This window comes from Bacillus cereus group sp. BfR-BA-01316 (genome assembly GCF_022664195.1).
Lineage (GTDB): Bacteria > Bacillota > Bacilli > Bacillales > Bacillaceae_G > Bacillus_A.
In genome coordinates this window covers 1-18,066 of the sequence record NZ_JAKUGX010000045.1, presented here as the reverse complement: position 1 = coordinate 18,066, position 18,066 = coordinate 1, and the positions used below count along the sequence as shown (strand labels likewise).

The window sequence follows — 18,066 nt, the reverse complement described above, 5'->3', positions numbered from 1 at the left end:
TAAACCTATTCTAATTCGCCTGCTTCATAATATCTTTTCACTTTAGATGTAAATAAAACACCGTGTAAATGATCGATTTCATGCTGAATTGCACGCGCTAAGAAGTCATCCGCTTCTAATAAAAATATTTTACCGCGACGATTTTGCGCACGTACTTTAATGTAATCTGCACGCTCCACTTCACCATAAAGTCCCGGAAAGCTTAAGCAGCCTTCGGGACCTACTTGTTCACCACGTTTTTCTAAAATAACAGGATTAATTAATTCAATTTTACCCGTATCATCACCTATATCAACAACAGCAACTTGTAAGCTTACACCTACTTGTGGCGCAGCTAGACCAACACCGTCTGCAATTAACATTGTTTCATGCATATCTTTTAACAATTTTACTAACTTTTTATCAAAGTCAATTACTCTTTCGCATGGTGTTTCTAACACTTCATTTGGATGCTTTACAATTTCTAAAACTGCCATATTTCCCTCCGCTACATTAACATTGTTGGATTAAAATCAATTGAGATTTGTAGCTCTTTTTGCATTTCTACTTGATAATGTTCATTTACCATTTTGAGCACGTTCTTTAAGTTTGGTTCCCGTTTGTATTTTATCATGCATTGGTAACGATATCTATCTTTTATCCTTGGAATTGCTGAAGCAACTGGCCCTAACACCATTGTTTGCCTTGAACACTGCGTTCGTAAATGACCGACAATTTTTTCCGTCACTTGGACTGCCTTTAATAATTCCGGATGAGATACAGTTACAAGTACAACGTAGTAATATGGCGGATATTGTCTCATTCGCCTCATTTGCATTTCTTGCTCATAAAATACATCATATTGTTGATTCTTTGCTAATTCTACACTGTAATGTTCCGGCGTATACGTTTGAATTACAACTTCCCCTGGCAATTCATGTCTTCCTGCACGTCCACTCACTTGTGTCAATAGCTGATATGTCTTTTCACTCGCCCGAAAATCAGGTAGATGAAGCATCGTATCCGCCGTTAAAACCCCAACAAGCGTCACCTTCGGAAAATCAAGCCCTTTTGCAATCATTTGTGTTCCAAGTAATATATCTGCTTTCTCTTCACCAAACGCCTTTAATAATTTTTCATGCATTCCTTTACGGCTTGTTGTATCCACGTCCATTCGAATGACCCGCGCTTCAGGGAATAGTTTTGTGATTTCTTCTTCAACCTTTTGCGTCCCTGTACCAAAGAAACGAATATACGCACTATTACAAGCAGGACACTCCGTTGGCATATTTTCCTCATGACTACAATAATGACATTTTAAACGATGGTTCATTTTGTGATATGTCAACGAAATATCACAATGCGGACATTGTACGACATACCCACAATCACGGCACATCACAAACGTAGAATGACCCCTTCTATTTAAAAAGAGAACCATTTGTTCTTTCTTTTCTAATCGATCTGCTATTTTTTCATGCAGTGCCTTTGAAAACATTGAGCGATTTCCATCACGAAGCTCTTCACGCATATCAACAATTTCTACAGTCGGCAAAGCTTGTTTGTTCATACGTTTTTCCATTGTAAGCAACCCATAGACACCTTTTTTCGCTCTAGCAAACGATTCAAGTGTCGGCGTTGCACTTCCGAGAACGATTGGACACTTATGGTATTGTCCTCTCCACACTGCTACATCTCTTGCATGATACTTTGGGTTATCCTCTTGCTTATAACTTGATTCATGCTCTTCATCAATAATAATGATTCCTAAATTTTCAAATGGAGCAAAAATAGCTGAACGCGCACCAACTACAACTTTCACTTCTTTTCTTAATATCTTTCGCCATTCATCATATTTCTCGCCAACAGAAAGCGCACTGTGAAGAACTGCAACTTGCGAACCGAACCTACCTTTAAAGCGCTCTACCATCTGGGGCGTTAGCGCAATTTCAGGAACAAGTACAATTGCTTCTTTTCCTTTCTTCAACACCGCTGCTATAGATTGTAAATACACTTCAGTCTTACCACTTCCTGTAACACCATATAGTAAAAATGGATTGTAAGTTTCATTTGTAATTGATGACAAAATCGGTGTAATTACTTGTTTTTGTTCCTCAGTAAGCGGAAATGGTTTCGTTTGTTCAAAATCATCATCGTCATACGGATTCCGGTATACTTCTACATACTTTTCTGAGATTAGACCCTTTTTAACAAGTGCTTTTATTGGAGCATCTGTTATTTGTAATTCTTCTGTTAAATTTTTTAACGGTACACTTTTGTAGTTTTCTACAAAATAATAGAGTACGTCTTGTTGTTTTTTGCTTTTCAGTTCAAATGCTGCTAATTCCAATTTATCTGCCGGCAACTCCGGTTGAACTACTCTTTGTTTCTTCTTCTGCACTTTATCCTTTACTTGATAAACTACTTCAGTCGTACCATTTTTAATTTCTTGTTGAATAGTGCGATATAGGTGCGGCTGCGCTTCGATAGCTTCCCAATCTATCGTTTCCTTCCCTTGAAATAAAGAAAGAATTTCTGGCGCTACTTCTTCTTGGTTACGAAGTTGCAGACGCTTTTTATATGTTGCTTTTATCGCCGTCGGAAGCATCACCTGAAAAGCTGAAATCATATAACATAACGTTTCACTTGTAAGCCAATACCCAAGCTTCAATAATTCATCATTTAAAACCGGAGTGACATCTAATATTTCATACAATGCTTTTAACTTTTTACTTTCTAGGTCAACCGAATCCTTTATGCCAATAATAAAACCTTGCAATTTCCTCGGACCGAATGGGACTACTACACGCATTCCTGTTTGCACGATATCTTCCCATTTTTTAGGGATAATATAATCAAACGGTCGATCTGTTTGACGTGCAGGTACATCAACAATTACACTTGCAAACTTCATACACAATCATCTTCTAACATCATTTCTATTTGCTTTAATATTTCACGAGCCACTTCTTTCTTCGTTAAAAGTGGCAGCTCAATAATTTCTCCATCTTTTCTATACATTGTCACAATATTTGTATCCGTACCAAACCCAGCTCCTTGAGCTTTCACGTCATTCGCAACAATCATATTTGCATTTTTCTCACGTAATTTTCTCGTTGCGTATTCCTCTATGTTTGTCGTTTCAGCTGCAAAACCGATAAGTAACTGTCGGTCCTTCTTCTCACCTAACGTTTTTAAAATATCCACTGTTCTTTCTAATTCAATTACAGCACCGCCATTTTTCTTTTTCATTTTATTATCATGAACATATTTCGGACGGTAATCTGCAACGGCTGCTGTTTTGATGACAACATCCACATTATGATAATGTTGAAGGACTGCCTCTAACATATCTTGTGCAGATTCTACTTGTATTGTTGTGACATGTAATGGTGACTCTAATGCTGTCGGTCCTGACACAAGTATGACATCAGCACCTAAGCCTGCTGCAACTTCTGCGATCGCATACCCCATCTTTCCAGAAGAAAAATTCGTCATAAAACGAACCGGATCAATCTTTTCACGTGTCGGTCCAGCTGTTATTAATATTCGTTTTCCTTGCAATGGTTTTTGTTCTGAGAAAGCCTCTTCTAATCGTCCAATAATCGCTTCAGGTTCTTCCAGTCTTCCTTTTGCTACATAACCACATGCTAAAAAACCTTCCCCAGGCTCAATAAATGTATATCCTAATGTTTTTAACGTCATCATGTTTTTTTGAACAATTTTATTTTCATACATATGCACATTCATAGCCGGTGCAATCCACACTGGAGCTGTAGTAGCTAACAAAGTAGTTGTAATCATATCATCAGCAATACCGCCAGCTAACTTTCCAATGCAATTAGCTGTAGCAGGTGCAACAAGTACAACATCTGCCCAATCCGCTAAATCAATATGAGCAATAACAGCCGAGTCTCTCTCATCAAACGTATCCGTATATACATCATGGCGAGAAAGTGCTTGAAATGTAAGAGGCGTAACAAACTTCATTGCCGACTCACTCATCATTACTTTTACAAGAGCGCCAGCTTGTGTCAATTTACTTGTTAACGCAGCCGCTTTAAAAACTGCAATGCCTCCTGTTACACATAGAAGTATCTTTTTCCCTTTTAGCATATGACTCGTCCTCTTTCTTTTTCAAACTTATTCTACTGAAATAGAATTTTCAGCTCGTCAGTACCAGTATTTCGTTCCGTCTTTTTCGATTCCTTTTCATCCCTATCGTAAAAAAATAACAACCTACTTGTAAATAGGTTGTTACCGTTACATAGAAAATTATAAAGTCTATGTTTTAATTTGTCGAAAAGAATGTCTTAATCAATTATTGTGTCATCGCTTGGTATATATTTTAATACTTCTAAATCGATTTCTTCTAATGCTTTACCTACACATTTATAAGAAACAGGCTTTTCAATAACACAATTGTCAGCAATTTGCATTTCACGTGCACGCTTTGCAGCTACTGTTACAAGTGTATATTTAGAATCGATTTTTGTTAATAATGAGTCAATTGATGGATTTAACATAATTATAGACCCTCCGTCATTTCTTTATAGTATTTTGCCACTCTTTCGCGGCGGCAATGTTCACCAACCACAATTGCTTTAATTCGGTCGCAAGCTAATTCAACTTGATCGTTTTCTACAACATAGTCATAAGCGTCCATCATTTCGATTTCTTCTTTCGCTACAGTTAAACGATTTTCAATAACATCTTCAGTTTCTGTACCACGGCCGACAATTCGGTTCTTTAGTTCAGATAAACTTGGAGGTGCTAAGAAAATAAATACACCTTCTGGGAAGGCTTTCTTAACTTGAATTGCTCCTTGCACTTCAATTTCTAAGAACACATCTTTTCCTTCTTGTAACGTTTTTTCAACATAATCAATCGGTGTTCCGTAATAATTACCAACGAACTCAGCCCATTCAAGTAACTTTTCATTACGAATCATTTCTTCAAATTCTTCTCTCTCTTTAAAGAAATAATCCACACCATCTACTTCACCTTCACGCGGTTTACGTGTCGTTACTGAAATAGAGTACTGAAAACGTGTGTCTTCATGGCTAAACAGCTCTTTTCGAACCGTTCCTTTCCCGACACCAGAAGGTCCCGAAAGAACGATGAGCAATCCTCTTCTACTTCTCATAAATATGTAAAACCTACCCTTCCTCACTTAAATCTTCTTTATTATTCAAACGATGTGCAATCGTCTCTGGCTGAATTGGACTTAATACTACATGCCCATCATCCATAACAATAACCGCCCTTGTTTTTCTCCCATACGTAGCATCAAGCAAAGCATTATGTTCACGCGCTTCCTGTACTGTTCGTTTAATAGGAGCTGACTCCGGACTTACAATAGCAATAATTCGATGAGCAGATACAATATTCCCGTATCCAATATTTAAAAACCGCATGGCCATAGTTTGCGCCTCCTAGTAAGTCTATCCGATTTCTCCACCACGTATAACTTTATATATTTTTTGAAAGCTACTCAATATTTTGTACTTGTTCACGAATTTTTTCAAGGTTATTTTTCATTTCTACGACATATTTTGAAATTGTTAAGTCATTTGCCTTAGAACCTATCGTATTAACTTCCCTATGCATCTCTTGCACGATGAAGTCCATTTTCCTTCCAACAGGCTCTGTAATTTGCAGTGCTTCATGAAATTGATCTAAATGACTTTGTAATCGAACTAATTCTTCGTGAATATCTGAACGCTCTGCAAATATTGCTACTTCGGTCAACAATCGTTGTTCATCTAAATCTTGGTTATGTAATTCTTTTAAGCGATTTTCTAATCGTTCACGATATTTTTGTGTAACCATTGGTGCATGTGGAATAATTGCATTTACACAATTATGAATCTCTTGCAAACGATATGCTATATCTTTATGTAATCGTTCTCCTTCGCCATCTCTCATCGTTTTCAACATATGAGCAGCTTGGCGAACAGCCTCATATAAACCGGTTTCAAATTGTTCATTTACATTTTCTATTTCTTCAACTGCCGTTACTTCCGGCATTCCCATTAGCTGTTGAAGTGTAATAGAATCTTGTAATTGAAATTTTCCTTTTATATCTTCCATAATGGATTGGTACTGTTCAAGAATTTCCCAATTCACAGTTAATTTTCTTTCAACAAGCCCTTCACCTGTTATACTAATAGACACTTCAATACGTCCACGGCGAACTTGCTTTGCAATTATTTTACGAATCTTGTCTTCAAACACCATCATTTGCTTCGGAAGCCGAATACTCATTTCTAAAAAACGATGGTTCACCGACTTCATTTCTACTGTTATTTGAAAAGTATCGTTTTCTACCTTCGACCTTCCAAATCCTGTCATACTACAAATCATCTTTATCACATCCAAGCCATGAAATAACTCAATGAAAAAGGTAATAGAGATGCAACTCTACTACCTTCTGTAAATTATATCATATTTTCATATCATTGACTATTTCAAGTTTAATCCCTTCTTATATAACAGTGGCTTTTTCTTTTTCTCCTTTTTTCTTGTTAATAAGGATCCTACTAATAAGAAGGTCGGAATAGATGATAATCCCCCAATTAACAACCAATCTCGTGCTTGTATCGGCATTGTGCTAAAAATCGGCTGTAATGGTGGATAATATATAACTACAAGCATTAACAGTAAAGAAATAATAACCGCCCCTACTAAATATATATTGCCAAACGGGTTGCGGTGAAATATAGAATGTTCACTACGACAATCAAATACATGAATAAGCTGAGCCAGTACTAATGTTGCGAAGGCTACCGTTTGTGCATACTTCAATTCATTCGGATGCTGGTTAAATGCAATAATAAACGCTACTAATGTCACTGCTCCGATTAGAAAACCACGACTTATAATTTTCCACGCAAGCCCTCTAGCGAACACCCCTTCTTTCGGATGGCGTGGTGTTCTCTTCATCACATCTCCTTCAGCCTTATCCAAACCTAATGCCATCGCTGGTAAACCGTCAGTAACTAAGTTCACCCATAAAATTTGAATTGGAACCATCGGCAATGGCAGTGCAAGTAACATCGCAAATAACATAACTAAAATTTCACCAACGTTAGATGCTAACAAATACCGAATAAACTTCCGAATATTTTCATATATGTTTCTACCTTCTTTAATCGCCGATTTAATCGTAGCAAAGTTATCATCTAACAACACAAGTGAAGAAGCTTCTTTTGCAACATCTGTCCCTGTAATTCCCATCGCAATCCCTATATCAGCTGTTTTAATAGCTGGAGCATCGTTCACTCCATCACCTGTCATAGCTACTATATGCCCCTTATTTTGCAGCGCCTTAACAATTTTCAATTTATGCTCAGGAGACACACGAGCGAATACATACGTATCTTCTACAATATCTTCTAATGCCTCTACATCCATATTCGCAAGTTCTACACCTTCAACAACGCGTCCACCCGCCGGTAAAGCCCCTAGCTGTTCCGCAATTGCCATTGCTGTCACTTTATGATCTCCCGTAATCATTACCGTTCTAATACCAGCTTCCTTACACTCTTTCACCGCTTGCGCCACTTCTAGTCTTGGCGGATCTATCATTCCTTGTATTCCAACAAGCATAAAATCCTGCTCGACTTCTCTTTCATGTTCAATTGAATCTGTAGCTTTTAACGGTTTAAATGCCACCGCAATCGTTCGTAAAGCTTGACTTCCTAAACAATGAATCGCTGCCTGCACTTCTTTTCGATACATTTCACTTAAAGACTGCTGCTTATTTCCCCACAAAATTGTTTGACTCATTTGCAAAAGAACATCTGGTGCTCCTTTTGTAATAACAAATTTTTTGCCTTCACGATCACGAACAATAACACTCATCATTTTTCTAGTTGAATCAAAAGGAAATTCACGAATGACTTCAAACTTTCCTTTAAGAGCTTCACGTGATATTCCCGCCTTCATTGCAGCAGCAACGAGAGCTCCCTCTGTTGGATCTCCATCTAACACATACGTCTTTTTCTTTTGAATAACATTCGCATTATTACATAAACAGCCAAATGTAAGTAGTTGATACAGTGATTTCGTCTTAGTAGGGTCAATTACTTCTTCACCTTTCATAAACGAACCCGTTGGCTCATAGCCTTGACCTGTTACTTTCCACAATTCTCCGCCTGACCACATATGTGTTACCATCATTTTATTTTGTGTCATTGTTCCTGTTTTATCTGAGCAAATAACAGAAGCACAGCCTAACGTTTCTACAGCTGGCAACTTTCGCACAATTGCCCTCTTTTTAATCATACGCTGTACGCCAAGTGATAGCGCAACCGTAACGATAGCTGGCAATCCTTCTGGAATAGCCGCAACAGCAAGCGAAACCCCAGCCAAAAACATGTGATACACTTCATTCCCTTGATATACACCAGCTAGTACAACAAGAGCCGTCAAAATAAGAGCAACAATAATTAAAATTTTTCCAAGCTGTTCTAATCTTCTTTGTAATGGCGTTTCCATTTGCTCAGCATTTTGCAACATATTTGCAATTTGCCCCATAGCTGTATTCATTCCAGTCGCTACGACTACCCCTGTTCCAGCACCTCTCGTTATCATCGTCCCCATAAATGCCATGTTTTTTTGATCACCAATTGAAACATCTTGGCCTTGTAACGCCTCTACCTTCTTTTGTACAGGCAATGACTCTCCTGTAAGAGCCGATTCTTCAATATATAAACTTGAAGATTCCACAAGGCGAACATCCGCGCCAATACGGTCACCACTAGAAAACTTAATAATATCACCTAGTACAAGCGCTTTTGACGGTGCTTTTATCCACTTCCCATTTCTTAGTACAGTAACTTGAGGGGCTGCCAATTCTTTTAAAGCTTCCAACGATTTTTCAGCTTTCCTCTCTTGAAAGAAACCGAGGACACCATTGATAATAACAATTGCAACAATTGCAATCGAATCAATATACTCTCCTAAAAAAGCTGAAATAATTGTAGCACCAAATAAAACAAGTACCATAAAATCTTTAAATTGCGCTAAAAACACCATAAGCGCAGAAGGCCGCTTTGCTTCTTGCAATTCATTTGTACCAAATTTCTTTAATCGGCCCTCTGCTTCTTGCTCTGTAAGACCTACCTCCACATTCGTATTCGTTCTTTCCTCCACTTCATGTGCTCGCATTTCATACCAATTCATCCTGCCATCGACCTCCTGATTCCAGACATACTCTAATGAAAGCTTATTCAGCCTCGTCCAAAAAAATGCTATAATTAACTTTTAGTTAGAAAGGAGTGTTCATTCATGGCATTCGATGGATTATTTACAAGAGCAATTACACATGAAATTGCAAATTCTCTTCAAACAGGAAGAATTTCAAAAATATATCAACCCTCAAAATATGAAGTTTTATTACATATTCGAGCAAACGGAAAAAACCAAAAGCTGATTCTTTCATCTCACCCTACATATGCGCGTATGCACTTAACAAATCAAAACTACGATTCACCAGCGCTACCGCCGATGTTTTGTATGCTTCTTCGCAAACATTTAGAAGGTGGATTTATTGAAAAAATTGAACAAATTGACTTAGAACGTATTATTCAAATTACAGTCCGCGGTCGCAATGAAATCGGTGACGAATCAGTAAAAACATTAGTAATCGAAATAATGGGACGACACAGTAATATTATCTTAGTAGATACGAAAACAAATGTTATTTTAGATAGCTTAAAACACGTTTCTTTAGCGGTAAACCGACATCGTACTGTATATGCTGGAGCTGAATATGTTGCCCCACCAGCACAACATAAAGTTAATCCGCTTCTTATCGAAACAGAAGATGATTTTATTAAACCGCTTGACTTTTTATCTGGCAACATGGACAAACAACTTGTCGGAGCATTCATGGGAATTTCCCCATTATTTGCAAAAGAAGTTGTAAAAAAAGCAGGTATGGCAAATGAAAAAGCATTATCTGAAGCTTTCTTCAGCTTGCAAAAACCTTTGCTAACACATCAGTACGTGCCAGCAATGATAACAGCGAATGGAAAAGAGTTCTTTTACCTATTCCCTCTTTCTCACTTACAAGGAAAAGAAAAAACATTTTCATCTGTTAGTGAATTGTTAGACCGTTTCTTTTTCGGAAAAGCGGAGCGAGACCGTGTAAAACAACAGGCTCACGATTTAGAACGCTTTATGCAAAACGAAAAAAACAAAAATGAGAAAAAACTTATTAAACTTGAAAAAACATTACAAGATGCTGGAAAAGCAGATAAATATCAACTATTTGGAGAGCTGCTTACAGCCAATATGTACGCTTTGAAAAAAGGTGATAAAGATATTGAGGTCATTAATTATTACGATGAAAATGGCGGAACTGTAAAAATCACATTAGATCCTTTAAAAACACCATCTGACAATGCACAACGCTATTTCCAAAAGTACCAAAAAGCAAAAAATTCAGTTGTTATTGTAGAAGAACAAATCGAAAAAACCAATGAAGAAATTCTTTATTTCGATAGCTTACTTCAACAAATGGAAGCTGCTTCTTCAAAAGATATTGAAGAAATTCGTGAGGAGCTAGCTGAAGAAGGATATGTGCGCAATCGTAAGAAGAAAAACGCAAAGAAAAAACCTACAAAACCAGTATTGGATAAATATTTAGCTAGTGACGGTACAGAGATTTTCGTTGGTAAAAACAATAAGCAAAATGATTATTTAACAACGAAATTTGCCCGTCGTGATGAAATTTGGTTACATACGAAAGACATACCTGGGTCCCACGTTGTCATTCGTTCTTTAGAACCTGCTGAAGAAACTTTACTGGAAGCTGCAAAAATCGCCGCTTATTACAGTAAAGCAAAAGAGTCTAGCTCTGTACCTGTTGATTTCACTAAAATACGTCACGTTAAAAAACCGAGTGGTGCAAAACTTGGATTCGTTACGTATGATAACCAACAAACAGTATATGTAACACCAGATGCTGACATCGTAATGAAATTAAAAGCGTAAATAAAAAATGCGTTGCTTGGCTTGCTAGCAACGCATTTTTTATTTTTCCAGCTTAGTTCATATATCCATTAACTAATTCATAACATCTTTCTTTTGTCATCTTATATTTCTCTTCTGAAGCTTCTATACGTCTCATCGTTCCATTGTTTGGATCAGTACCAATTGCTGTAACTTTACTTTCTTTTTCTTTAACCCACGCAATTTGTTTCGTTTTTAACGACTGAAATGCATCAGGTGACATCGTATTTTTTAATGTGCTGTAAATTTCATTTAATTTACTATCCCACAATTGATAATTTCCTTCTATTTCATTAACTATATCGTTTGTTGTCATAACATTTGTATGTTTTTCTTGATTTTCTAGAGCGGCTAACTCATTTAGAACCTTAGTTTTACCTAATACTGAAGAAGATTCTTTTTTAGGCTGCTTCTCTTCTTTTGAACTAGTATACGTACTGGAATCATTTCCCTTAGCTGTTTCTTGCTCTTGAATAAAATCTTCTTTCGTTACCTTTTCTTGTTCTTTCTCATCTACATTGTGAGTAATAACAGATGTTTGGGCGTCCACAGCAACTACTCCGTTACTTTCTTTAAAAATATATTTCTTATTTCCACTATTCTCTTCTCTAACAAAAGAGACATTCTTGAAACCTTGAACTCTAAGAAGCTCGTTAGCTTCTTCTTTCGTTAACTTTAAATCTGCTGGCGTATTTGATGACCATCTATCCATTAACCATTTTCCATCTGGATAAACTAAAATAAATTCCCATGTCTCCGCTTCATTCCCCATGTCATTTGCAAGGGTAAGTGTCTCAATCTTTAAAACATCATTTTTCTGTGAATAAGTTATCCTCACGTCGGGCTCAATATGAATTGGGAATGGCAACATATCAGTTTCCCTTGACCTATTAAATGTATCAAGCAAACCTGGAAGCTGTTTCTCCAGAAACTTATCTGAAACTATACCCTTAACGCCTTTTTTAGCTGTACCCAAATCTCCAGGATTATTTCGACTCCATCCATTCTCTTTTTCCATTTCACTAAAAGAGTTTGCTATTCCATCTACGCTCTTTCTTACAATCTTTTTCGCTTCTTTTTCTGTCACTTCTGGTGCTTCATCAAGCTGTTCAATTGTTTTATTTACTTGAACTTTGTTTTCACTTTTTTCACAACCTGCTAGAACAACCATACTAGCTACCAAGCAAAATGACATTACTTTACTTAATTTTTTCATATACTCACAATCCTTATCCCTTCATATTTGTTACGTATCCCTATCTTCGAGAGAAATCCAACAATTCCCTATTATATCAATAATAATCGTTCATTTATATATTGAAATTTACATCAAAACAAAACGTAAGCATAATGTTTTTCCAAATATATACTCTAAACATCACTTATCCTTTCCTTTCCTCACTTCGATATTTTCAAAAAATTTGACAGTGCTATTTCGTATTTGTATAAATTTTTTTACAGTGTGTAAAGAAAGTGAATCTTGAGTTGATGTTTTTTTCATTCTCCCACTGTTAATTGAAGTAATCTGTATTTCACGAGCAGCCCACCGCCCACAAATAATGGGCTAAATTTCTTATCTTCTCTAAAACATATGTAATTCCCACTATCTTTTTCTCTAAAGATATTTTTTGGCACGCTATTTGCTTTATTCAATACTGTGAAAAGGGGGAATTAACATGACTTTAAGAATTAATAAAATCCAAAATCAACTAAAAAACTATGAAATTGGCGGATTACTTATTACAAAAAAAGAAAATCGTCAATATGCAACAGGCTTTACAGGTAGCGCTGGCGTCGTCTTAATCTCTGCGGATAAAGCTATTTTTATAACTGACTTTCGCTATGTTGATCAAGCGAAATCACAAATAAAAGACGCAGAAATCATTATGCATAAAGGAAATTTAGAAAAAGAAGTTGCAAATCAAGTATCCAAATTAAACATTCAAAAACTTGGAATTGAAGAAAATAACATGACATTGCAACAATATAAGAACTTACAAAAATATATGAAGGCAGAAATGGTTCAGGTGTGTGAAATCATCGAAGATATTCGTATTATTAAAGACACACCCGAAATAGAAATAATGAAAATTGCAGCTAATATTGCTGACGAAGCATTTCACCACATTCTCAAGTTTCTAAAACCAGGAATAAGTGAGACCGATGTCCGAGATGAATTAGAGTTTTTCATGCGAAAAAAAGGAGCTACGTCCTCATCATTTCAAATCATTGTAGCTTCTGGTGTTCGTTCTTCTCTTCCTCATGGAGTTGCATCGAATAAAATAATCGAGAGCGGCGATGTCGTTACATTAGATTTCGGTGCCCTTTATAATGGATATTGTTCCGATATTACACGTACTGTAGCAATTGGAGAACCATCGGAAGAATTCAAAAAAATATATAATGTTGTACGAGAAGCATTAAAGCGTGGAACTGAAGCAATTAAGCCTGGAGAAACCGCAAAAAGTATCGATGATATAACGAGAGATTACATTACAGAACATGGATACGGTCAATATTTTGGCCACTCTACTGGTCACGGTCTTGGGTTAGAAATTCATGAACCTCTCCGTCTATCCCAAGAAAGTAAGGCTACTTTAGAAGAAGGTATGGTTGTTACAGTAGAACCGGGCATTTATATACCAAACTGGGGCGGTTGTAGAATTGAAGACGATATCGTCATTACAAAAGACGGATATGAAGTTATTACAAAGGCAAATAGAGAGCTAATTGTTATTCCTTGTTAAAAATTATGAACTTTTTTAACAGGAGTTTTTCTCTGCACATAGAATTCCTTCTCTGGAGTATTCGTTTAAAAGAGGGGGAATTTTAATTGAACTTTGTAATTGATAAAATAGATGGTTTAAACGTAGAATTTTCAAAACTTATTTCCATGATGAATTACGCTCGTTATACAACAATGCAAGCGGTGGAAGGCTTAACAATTGAAGAACTTGATTATTTATATGATGATGAGGCAAATTCAATTGGCATGTTATTGTACCATATGGCTGCTATTGAATTTTACTACCAAATTCATACCTTTGAAGATCGTGAACCGACAGATTCTGAATTAGAACGTTGGTTACCTGCTGTTGAGTTAGGGGATCTTGGACGTGAGAAAATAAAAGGAAACTCCATAGAATTTTACATAAATACATTACAAGAAGTACGCTCTAAGACTATTGAAACATTTCAGTCTTTACCAGATGAATGGTTATTTAAAACGAAAGAATTTTGGTATGAAAAACCAGCAAATAACTACTTTAAATGGTTTCACGTATTTGAAGATGAAATTAATCATCGCGGACAAATTCGTTTAATTAAGAAGATGCAAAAAGCTCATTCAGTAAAGTAAGAAGGTGCCACCTTATCCGGTGGCACTTTCTTCTATTCATTAGCAAATATTTTTCCGTTTACTTTTTTAGCAATCACTGCTAGCGCTATTAGAATACATATTAAATATAGCAATTTCGCGATAAATAACCATCCTTGAACAATTACAATTCCATCTATTATCTCATTTCCTTTCAGTAACAAAAATAGAATCGTACTAATTATAATGACAAACTCGATGCTGAAAATAATTTTCTTTTTTCGACTATATGCTTTCCATTCATCCCAGTGATACATGGGAGCAAAAATCAATATTCCTATACATAATATAACGCCTATCCATTCACTTTTAAGAAATTGTCCTGAAATGACTGATAATATTAAACAAGCGAGTACACCGTAATACCCTATTTTTTCTCTCATTCGTACTACCTCCATTCTATCCTCTCTTTAATATGTAATTCCCTATTCTTATTATGACTCTTAGAAAAATAACGACTATAATTACAATATAAAAACCCTTCGCAGACGACATCCATTCTTGAAAAATAGACATTTTCTCCATTTGCTTTTGGCCCTCTATTAAAATAACCCCTACGACAAATGAACAAACAACAATGATACCTATCATAATTCCAATCCTTTTCTTACTATGTTGTTTTATGTCATCCCAGCTATTTAAAAGTATAAACACAAACCCGAGAACAGGTATAATACTTATCCATTCATTCTTTGCAAATAGCTTTAAAATGATTAATAGACTACAAGATATGATACAGTGAAACTTTAATCAGTGGGGGTTTTGTCCATCCCCCACTGATTATTAGCCTTCACCAATCGGGCTTTTACGGGCAGTCGATCTCCCACCTCCCCCCCTCGCATTCGCCGACTTTTGAGGTGGGAGTCTTACTGCCCACAAATAGCGGGATGAATCCCCAAAAACCAATTTTTTTGTGCATAAGTCCTCCTTCAATTCCATTTTTAATTCTTACCATTACAGTACATGAAATTTCACTTTTTTCTTTTTCCTATACTCACATACTTTCACTGCTTTCATACAATGAACTACACGAATGCCTAAAGGATGTGAATGTTATGGGAGTTGAATTAACACTATTACACGCTCTCTATGTTCTTTGTTTACTAACCATTATTACCTTCTTTATTCTTCGGAAAGATACGACGATCATTTGTATCGTTTTTATCTTTTTACTAGCATTAACTGCAACAAGTTCTATCCCTCTTGCCATTAGCGGGATTTTCCAAAGTTTCATTTACGCCATTACTGAACTATTACCAACTATATTAATCATCTCCATTATCGTATCGATGAGCAATTTACTCGTTCATACCGGCATAAATGATACGATGATTTCACCATTTACCAAGATGATTCGTACACCTACACTCGCCTACTGGATTATCGGCCTTTTGATGATGACCATTTCTTTCTTCTTTTGGCCTTCTCCAGCTGTCGCCTTAATGGGAGCTATTTTATTACCAGTCGCTGTACGCGTCGGCCTTCCTCCAATTGGAGTCGCAATTGCTATGAACTTATTTGGACACGGTATTGCTTTATCTGGCGACTTCGTTATTCAAGGAGCTCCAAAATTAACAGCGGACGCTGCTGGTCTCCCTGTTTCCAGCGTTGTTTCTGCAAGTGTTCCCCTCGTTATTGTTATGGGCGTTGTTACAACTTCTATCGCATTTTTCTTTTTACGAAAAGAATTTCATACAGGCTTATCGTTGCAAGATTCTACTTCATCAACTGAACCATCCAAAACTACCATTTTATTATCTCCTCGCATAAAGAAATGGCTCGCCATATGTATCCCTATCGTATATATCATTGATATTCTTTGCATGATTCAATTTAAACTACAAGGAAGCGATGCAACAGCACTTATCGGCGGGACGACAGTTATTATGATTATCATTATTTCTCTCATCGCCTACAAAGGAAATGGCCTGAATAAAACGACAGATTATTTTATAGAGGGGCTCCAATTTGGATTTAAAATTTTTGGCCCAGTTATTCCAATTGCTGCACTTTTTTATTTAGGAGATAGCGGCTTTGTGAAAATTATTGGAGACTATTTACCGAAAGGTTCACACGGAATCATTAACGACTTAGGAATCGCTTTGTCTCAAACGGTTCCTTTAAATCAATATGTATCGGCTGGGACATTAACTATCGTTGGTGTCATAACAGGCTTAGATGGATCTGGTTTTTCCGGTATATCACTTGCCGGTTCGATTGCAAACCTTTTCGGAACAGCACTTGGGCATGGAACAGCTACATTAACAGCACTCGGGCAAATCGCTGCCATATGGACCGGGGGCGGAACCTTAATTCCTTGGGCCCTTATTCCTGCCGCTGCGATTTGTAAAGTAGATCCATTTGAACTCGCACGCCGAAACTTTTTACCAGTTGTTATCGGCTTAATCGTCACCACTATCGTTGCGATGTTTATTCTATAACGTAAGCAAGATAATACTTGCTTACGTTTTTTTATTGCAGTCATTATTAAAATATCCGACTTTCAAAAGGTATTTTTTGTAACTTAGCGAAATTATTTTAGAAGAGCAATTATTCAAAACGTTTACAAGAAACATATTACTTCTACTAGAAAAGGGGACATAATTATGAATGAATTGATTTTCGTCTTATTTCTTTGTCCATTACTTATCTTTATTATTTCTGTTATTGGAACACGTAGAACGAAAACGTATTACGTAATGCCGATTGTAACGTTTGCTAGTTTTTTAATAATAGGTGTTATCGCCTTTACTCCAAAATTTTTCTTTTGGGTTGGCATGTACAGCATTTTCTCATTTATTGTTTCTTATATGACTTTGTTATTTATGAAAGGATACGAGGCTGCAGTAGTACGCAAATAGTTAGTAATAAGGAGATTTTTACATGATTTTCTTTGATATTGATGGCACTTTACTTGATTACGACACTGCTGAGAGAAATGGTATCTCACATTTCTTCCAAAGATATAATGATATTTTTTCAGGAAACGAATTAGAGGCTGCGAAACTATGGCATGCATTATCCGAACAATATTTCAACAAATTTTTATCCAAGGAATTATCTTTTCAAGAACAACAATGGATGCGAATGTATCATTTATTTAAAACATATGGAGAAAACTTATCACTCGAGGAATCTCAGCACAGATTCAATCAATATATAGAACTATATAGGAACAACTGGATTGCGTTTGAAGATGTACTCTACACATTACAATCCTTACAGCAAAGAGGTTATTCATTGGGCATCATTAGTAATGGTGATTATGAACAACAAATCGAAAAATTAACAGCTCTAAACATTCTACAATATTTTAAATATATTTTTACTTCTAGTGAAATTGGTATATCGAAGCCAGACCCAGAAATTTTTCACAGGGCCGTATTGCAATCGAATCTTGAAATGAAAGATTGCTATTATATTGGCGATCGATTAGAAACGGATGCAATTAGTAGTACAATAACTGGAATGCATGGAATATGGTTAAATCGGAACAACTCGCAGCTAAAATACGCTGTGCCCACTATACGCTCTTTACGTGAATTTTTAACGATTATATAAAAAAAACGACTGCGTTTTAAAATGTACCCTATAGAATAGACACTTAAAAAAAGTCTATTCTATAGGGTATTTCTTGTATAATAAGAGGAAAATTGGGATCGGAGAATGTTCAAAATGACAAAAAAGCT

17 protein-coding genes are annotated in these 18,066 nt (G+C 36.2%); 6 read left to right on the top strand and 11 right to left on the bottom strand.

Features of this window, described 5'->3' with window-relative positions:
* Positions 1-5: 5 nt before the first annotated feature.
* The 8 genes from def to MR071_RS23410 all read right to left on the bottom strand — a co-directional run bounded on the left by def (position 6) and on the right by MR071_RS23410 (position 9,168).
* Positions 6-476: a peptide deformylase gene (gene def / locus MR071_RS23445; protein WP_105586424.1), complete on the bottom strand. Its 471-nt coding sequence runs from the start codon at positions 474-476 to the stop codon at positions 6-8.
* 11 nt (positions 477-487) lie between these two features.
* Entirely contained in the window at positions 488-2,893 is a 2,406-nt protein-coding gene (priA, locus tag MR071_RS23440; protein WP_242238118.1) for a primosomal protein N', read from the bottom strand.
* Entirely contained in the window at positions 2,890-4,095 is a 1,206-nt protein-coding gene (coaBC, locus tag MR071_RS23435; protein WP_105586422.1) for a bifunctional phosphopantothenoylcysteine decarboxylase/phosphopantothenate--cysteine ligase CoaBC, read from the bottom strand. The genes priA and coaBC overlap by 4 nt, the downstream gene beginning before the upstream one ends.
* A gap of 197 nt (positions 4,096-4,292) precedes the next feature.
* Complete coding sequence (gene rpoZ, locus MR071_RS23430) at positions 4,293-4,505, bottom strand: DNA-directed RNA polymerase subunit omega (RefSeq protein ID WP_002088226.1); 213 nt, start codon at positions 4,503-4,505, stop codon at positions 4,293-4,295.
* A 2-nt stretch (positions 4,506-4,507) separates the two neighbouring features.
* Complete coding sequence (gene gmk / locus MR071_RS23425; protein WP_001257739.1) at positions 4,508-5,125, bottom strand: guanylate kinase; 618 nt, start codon at positions 5,123-5,125, stop codon at positions 4,508-4,510.
* 13 nt (positions 5,126-5,138) lie between these two features.
* Positions 5,139-5,402 (bottom strand): extracellular matrix/biofilm regulator RemA, encoded by a 264-nt coding sequence (gene remA / locus MR071_RS23420; RefSeq protein WP_001251456.1) that lies wholly within the window; start codon positions 5,400-5,402, stop codon positions 5,139-5,141.
* Positions 5,403-5,469: 67 nt separating this feature from the next.
* The gene (locus MR071_RS23415) at positions 5,470-6,345 is read right to left on the bottom strand and encodes a YicC/YloC family endoribonuclease (RefSeq protein ID WP_105586421.1); all 876 of its coding nucleotides are present in this window, start codon (positions 6,343-6,345) and stop codon (positions 5,470-5,472) included.
* A 99-nt stretch (positions 6,346-6,444) separates the two neighbouring features.
* Positions 6,445-9,168: a calcium-translocating P-type ATPase, SERCA-type gene (locus MR071_RS23410; protein ID WP_242238117.1), complete on the bottom strand. Its 2,724-nt coding sequence runs from the start codon at positions 9,166-9,168 to the stop codon at positions 6,445-6,447.
* A 105-nt stretch (positions 9,169-9,273) separates the two neighbouring features.
* On the opposite strand from MR071_RS23410, the gene MR071_RS23405 reads away from it, so the two are divergent.
* The gene (locus MR071_RS23405) at positions 9,274-10,983 is read left to right on the top strand and encodes an Rqc2 family fibronectin-binding protein (protein ID WP_242238116.1); all 1,710 of its coding nucleotides are present in this window, start codon (positions 9,274-9,276) and stop codon (positions 10,981-10,983) included.
* A 52-nt stretch (positions 10,984-11,035) separates the two neighbouring features.
* Here the strand turns inward: MR071_RS23405 and MR071_RS23400 are convergent, their stop codons facing one another.
* On the bottom strand, positions 11,036-12,217 hold the full coding sequence (locus tag MR071_RS23400; protein ID WP_242238115.1) for a lysozyme inhibitor LprI family protein: 1,182 nt from the start codon (positions 12,215-12,217) through the stop codon (positions 11,036-11,038).
* Positions 12,218-12,677: 460 nt separating this feature from the next.
* On the opposite strand from MR071_RS23400, the gene MR071_RS23395 reads away from it, so the two are divergent.
* Entirely contained in the window at positions 12,678-13,748 is a 1,071-nt protein-coding gene (locus MR071_RS23395; protein WP_242238114.1) for a M24 family metallopeptidase, read from the top strand.
* 86 nt (positions 13,749-13,834) lie between these two features.
* On the top strand, positions 13,835-14,359 hold the full coding sequence (locus MR071_RS23390) for a DinB family protein (protein WP_242238113.1): 525 nt from the start codon (positions 13,835-13,837) through the stop codon (positions 14,357-14,359).
* A gap of 32 nt (positions 14,360-14,391) precedes the next feature.
* Here the strand turns inward: MR071_RS23390 and MR071_RS23385 are convergent, their stop codons facing one another.
* On the bottom strand, positions 14,392-14,760 hold the full coding sequence (locus MR071_RS23385; RefSeq protein ID WP_242238112.1) for a YoqO family protein: 369 nt from the start codon (positions 14,758-14,760) through the stop codon (positions 14,392-14,394).
* 16 nt (positions 14,761-14,776) lie between these two features.
* A complete protein-coding gene (locus MR071_RS23380) occupies positions 14,777-15,112 on the bottom strand; it encodes a YoqO family protein (RefSeq protein WP_105586415.1) in 336 nt (111 codons plus the stop codon).
* Between the two features lie 320 nt (positions 15,113-15,432).
* On the opposite strand from MR071_RS23380, the gene MR071_RS23375 reads away from it, so the two are divergent.
* From MR071_RS23375 to MR071_RS23365, 3 genes are all read left to right on the top strand, one after another.
* Positions 15,433-16,818: a hypothetical protein gene (locus tag MR071_RS23375; RefSeq protein ID WP_105586414.1), complete on the top strand. Its 1,386-nt coding sequence runs from the start codon at positions 15,433-15,435 to the stop codon at positions 16,816-16,818.
* Between the two features lie 165 nt (positions 16,819-16,983).
* On the top strand, positions 16,984-17,238 hold the full coding sequence (locus MR071_RS23370; RefSeq protein ID WP_105586413.1) for a YbeF family protein: 255 nt from the start codon (positions 16,984-16,986) through the stop codon (positions 17,236-17,238).
* A gap of 22 nt (positions 17,239-17,260) precedes the next feature.
* Positions 17,261-17,938 carry an HAD family hydrolase gene (locus MR071_RS23365; protein ID WP_105586412.1) on the top strand — a complete coding sequence of 226 codons (678 nt, stop codon included), beginning with the start codon at positions 17,261-17,263 and terminating at the stop codon, positions 17,936-17,938.
* Positions 17,939-18,066: the final 128 nt, after the last annotated feature.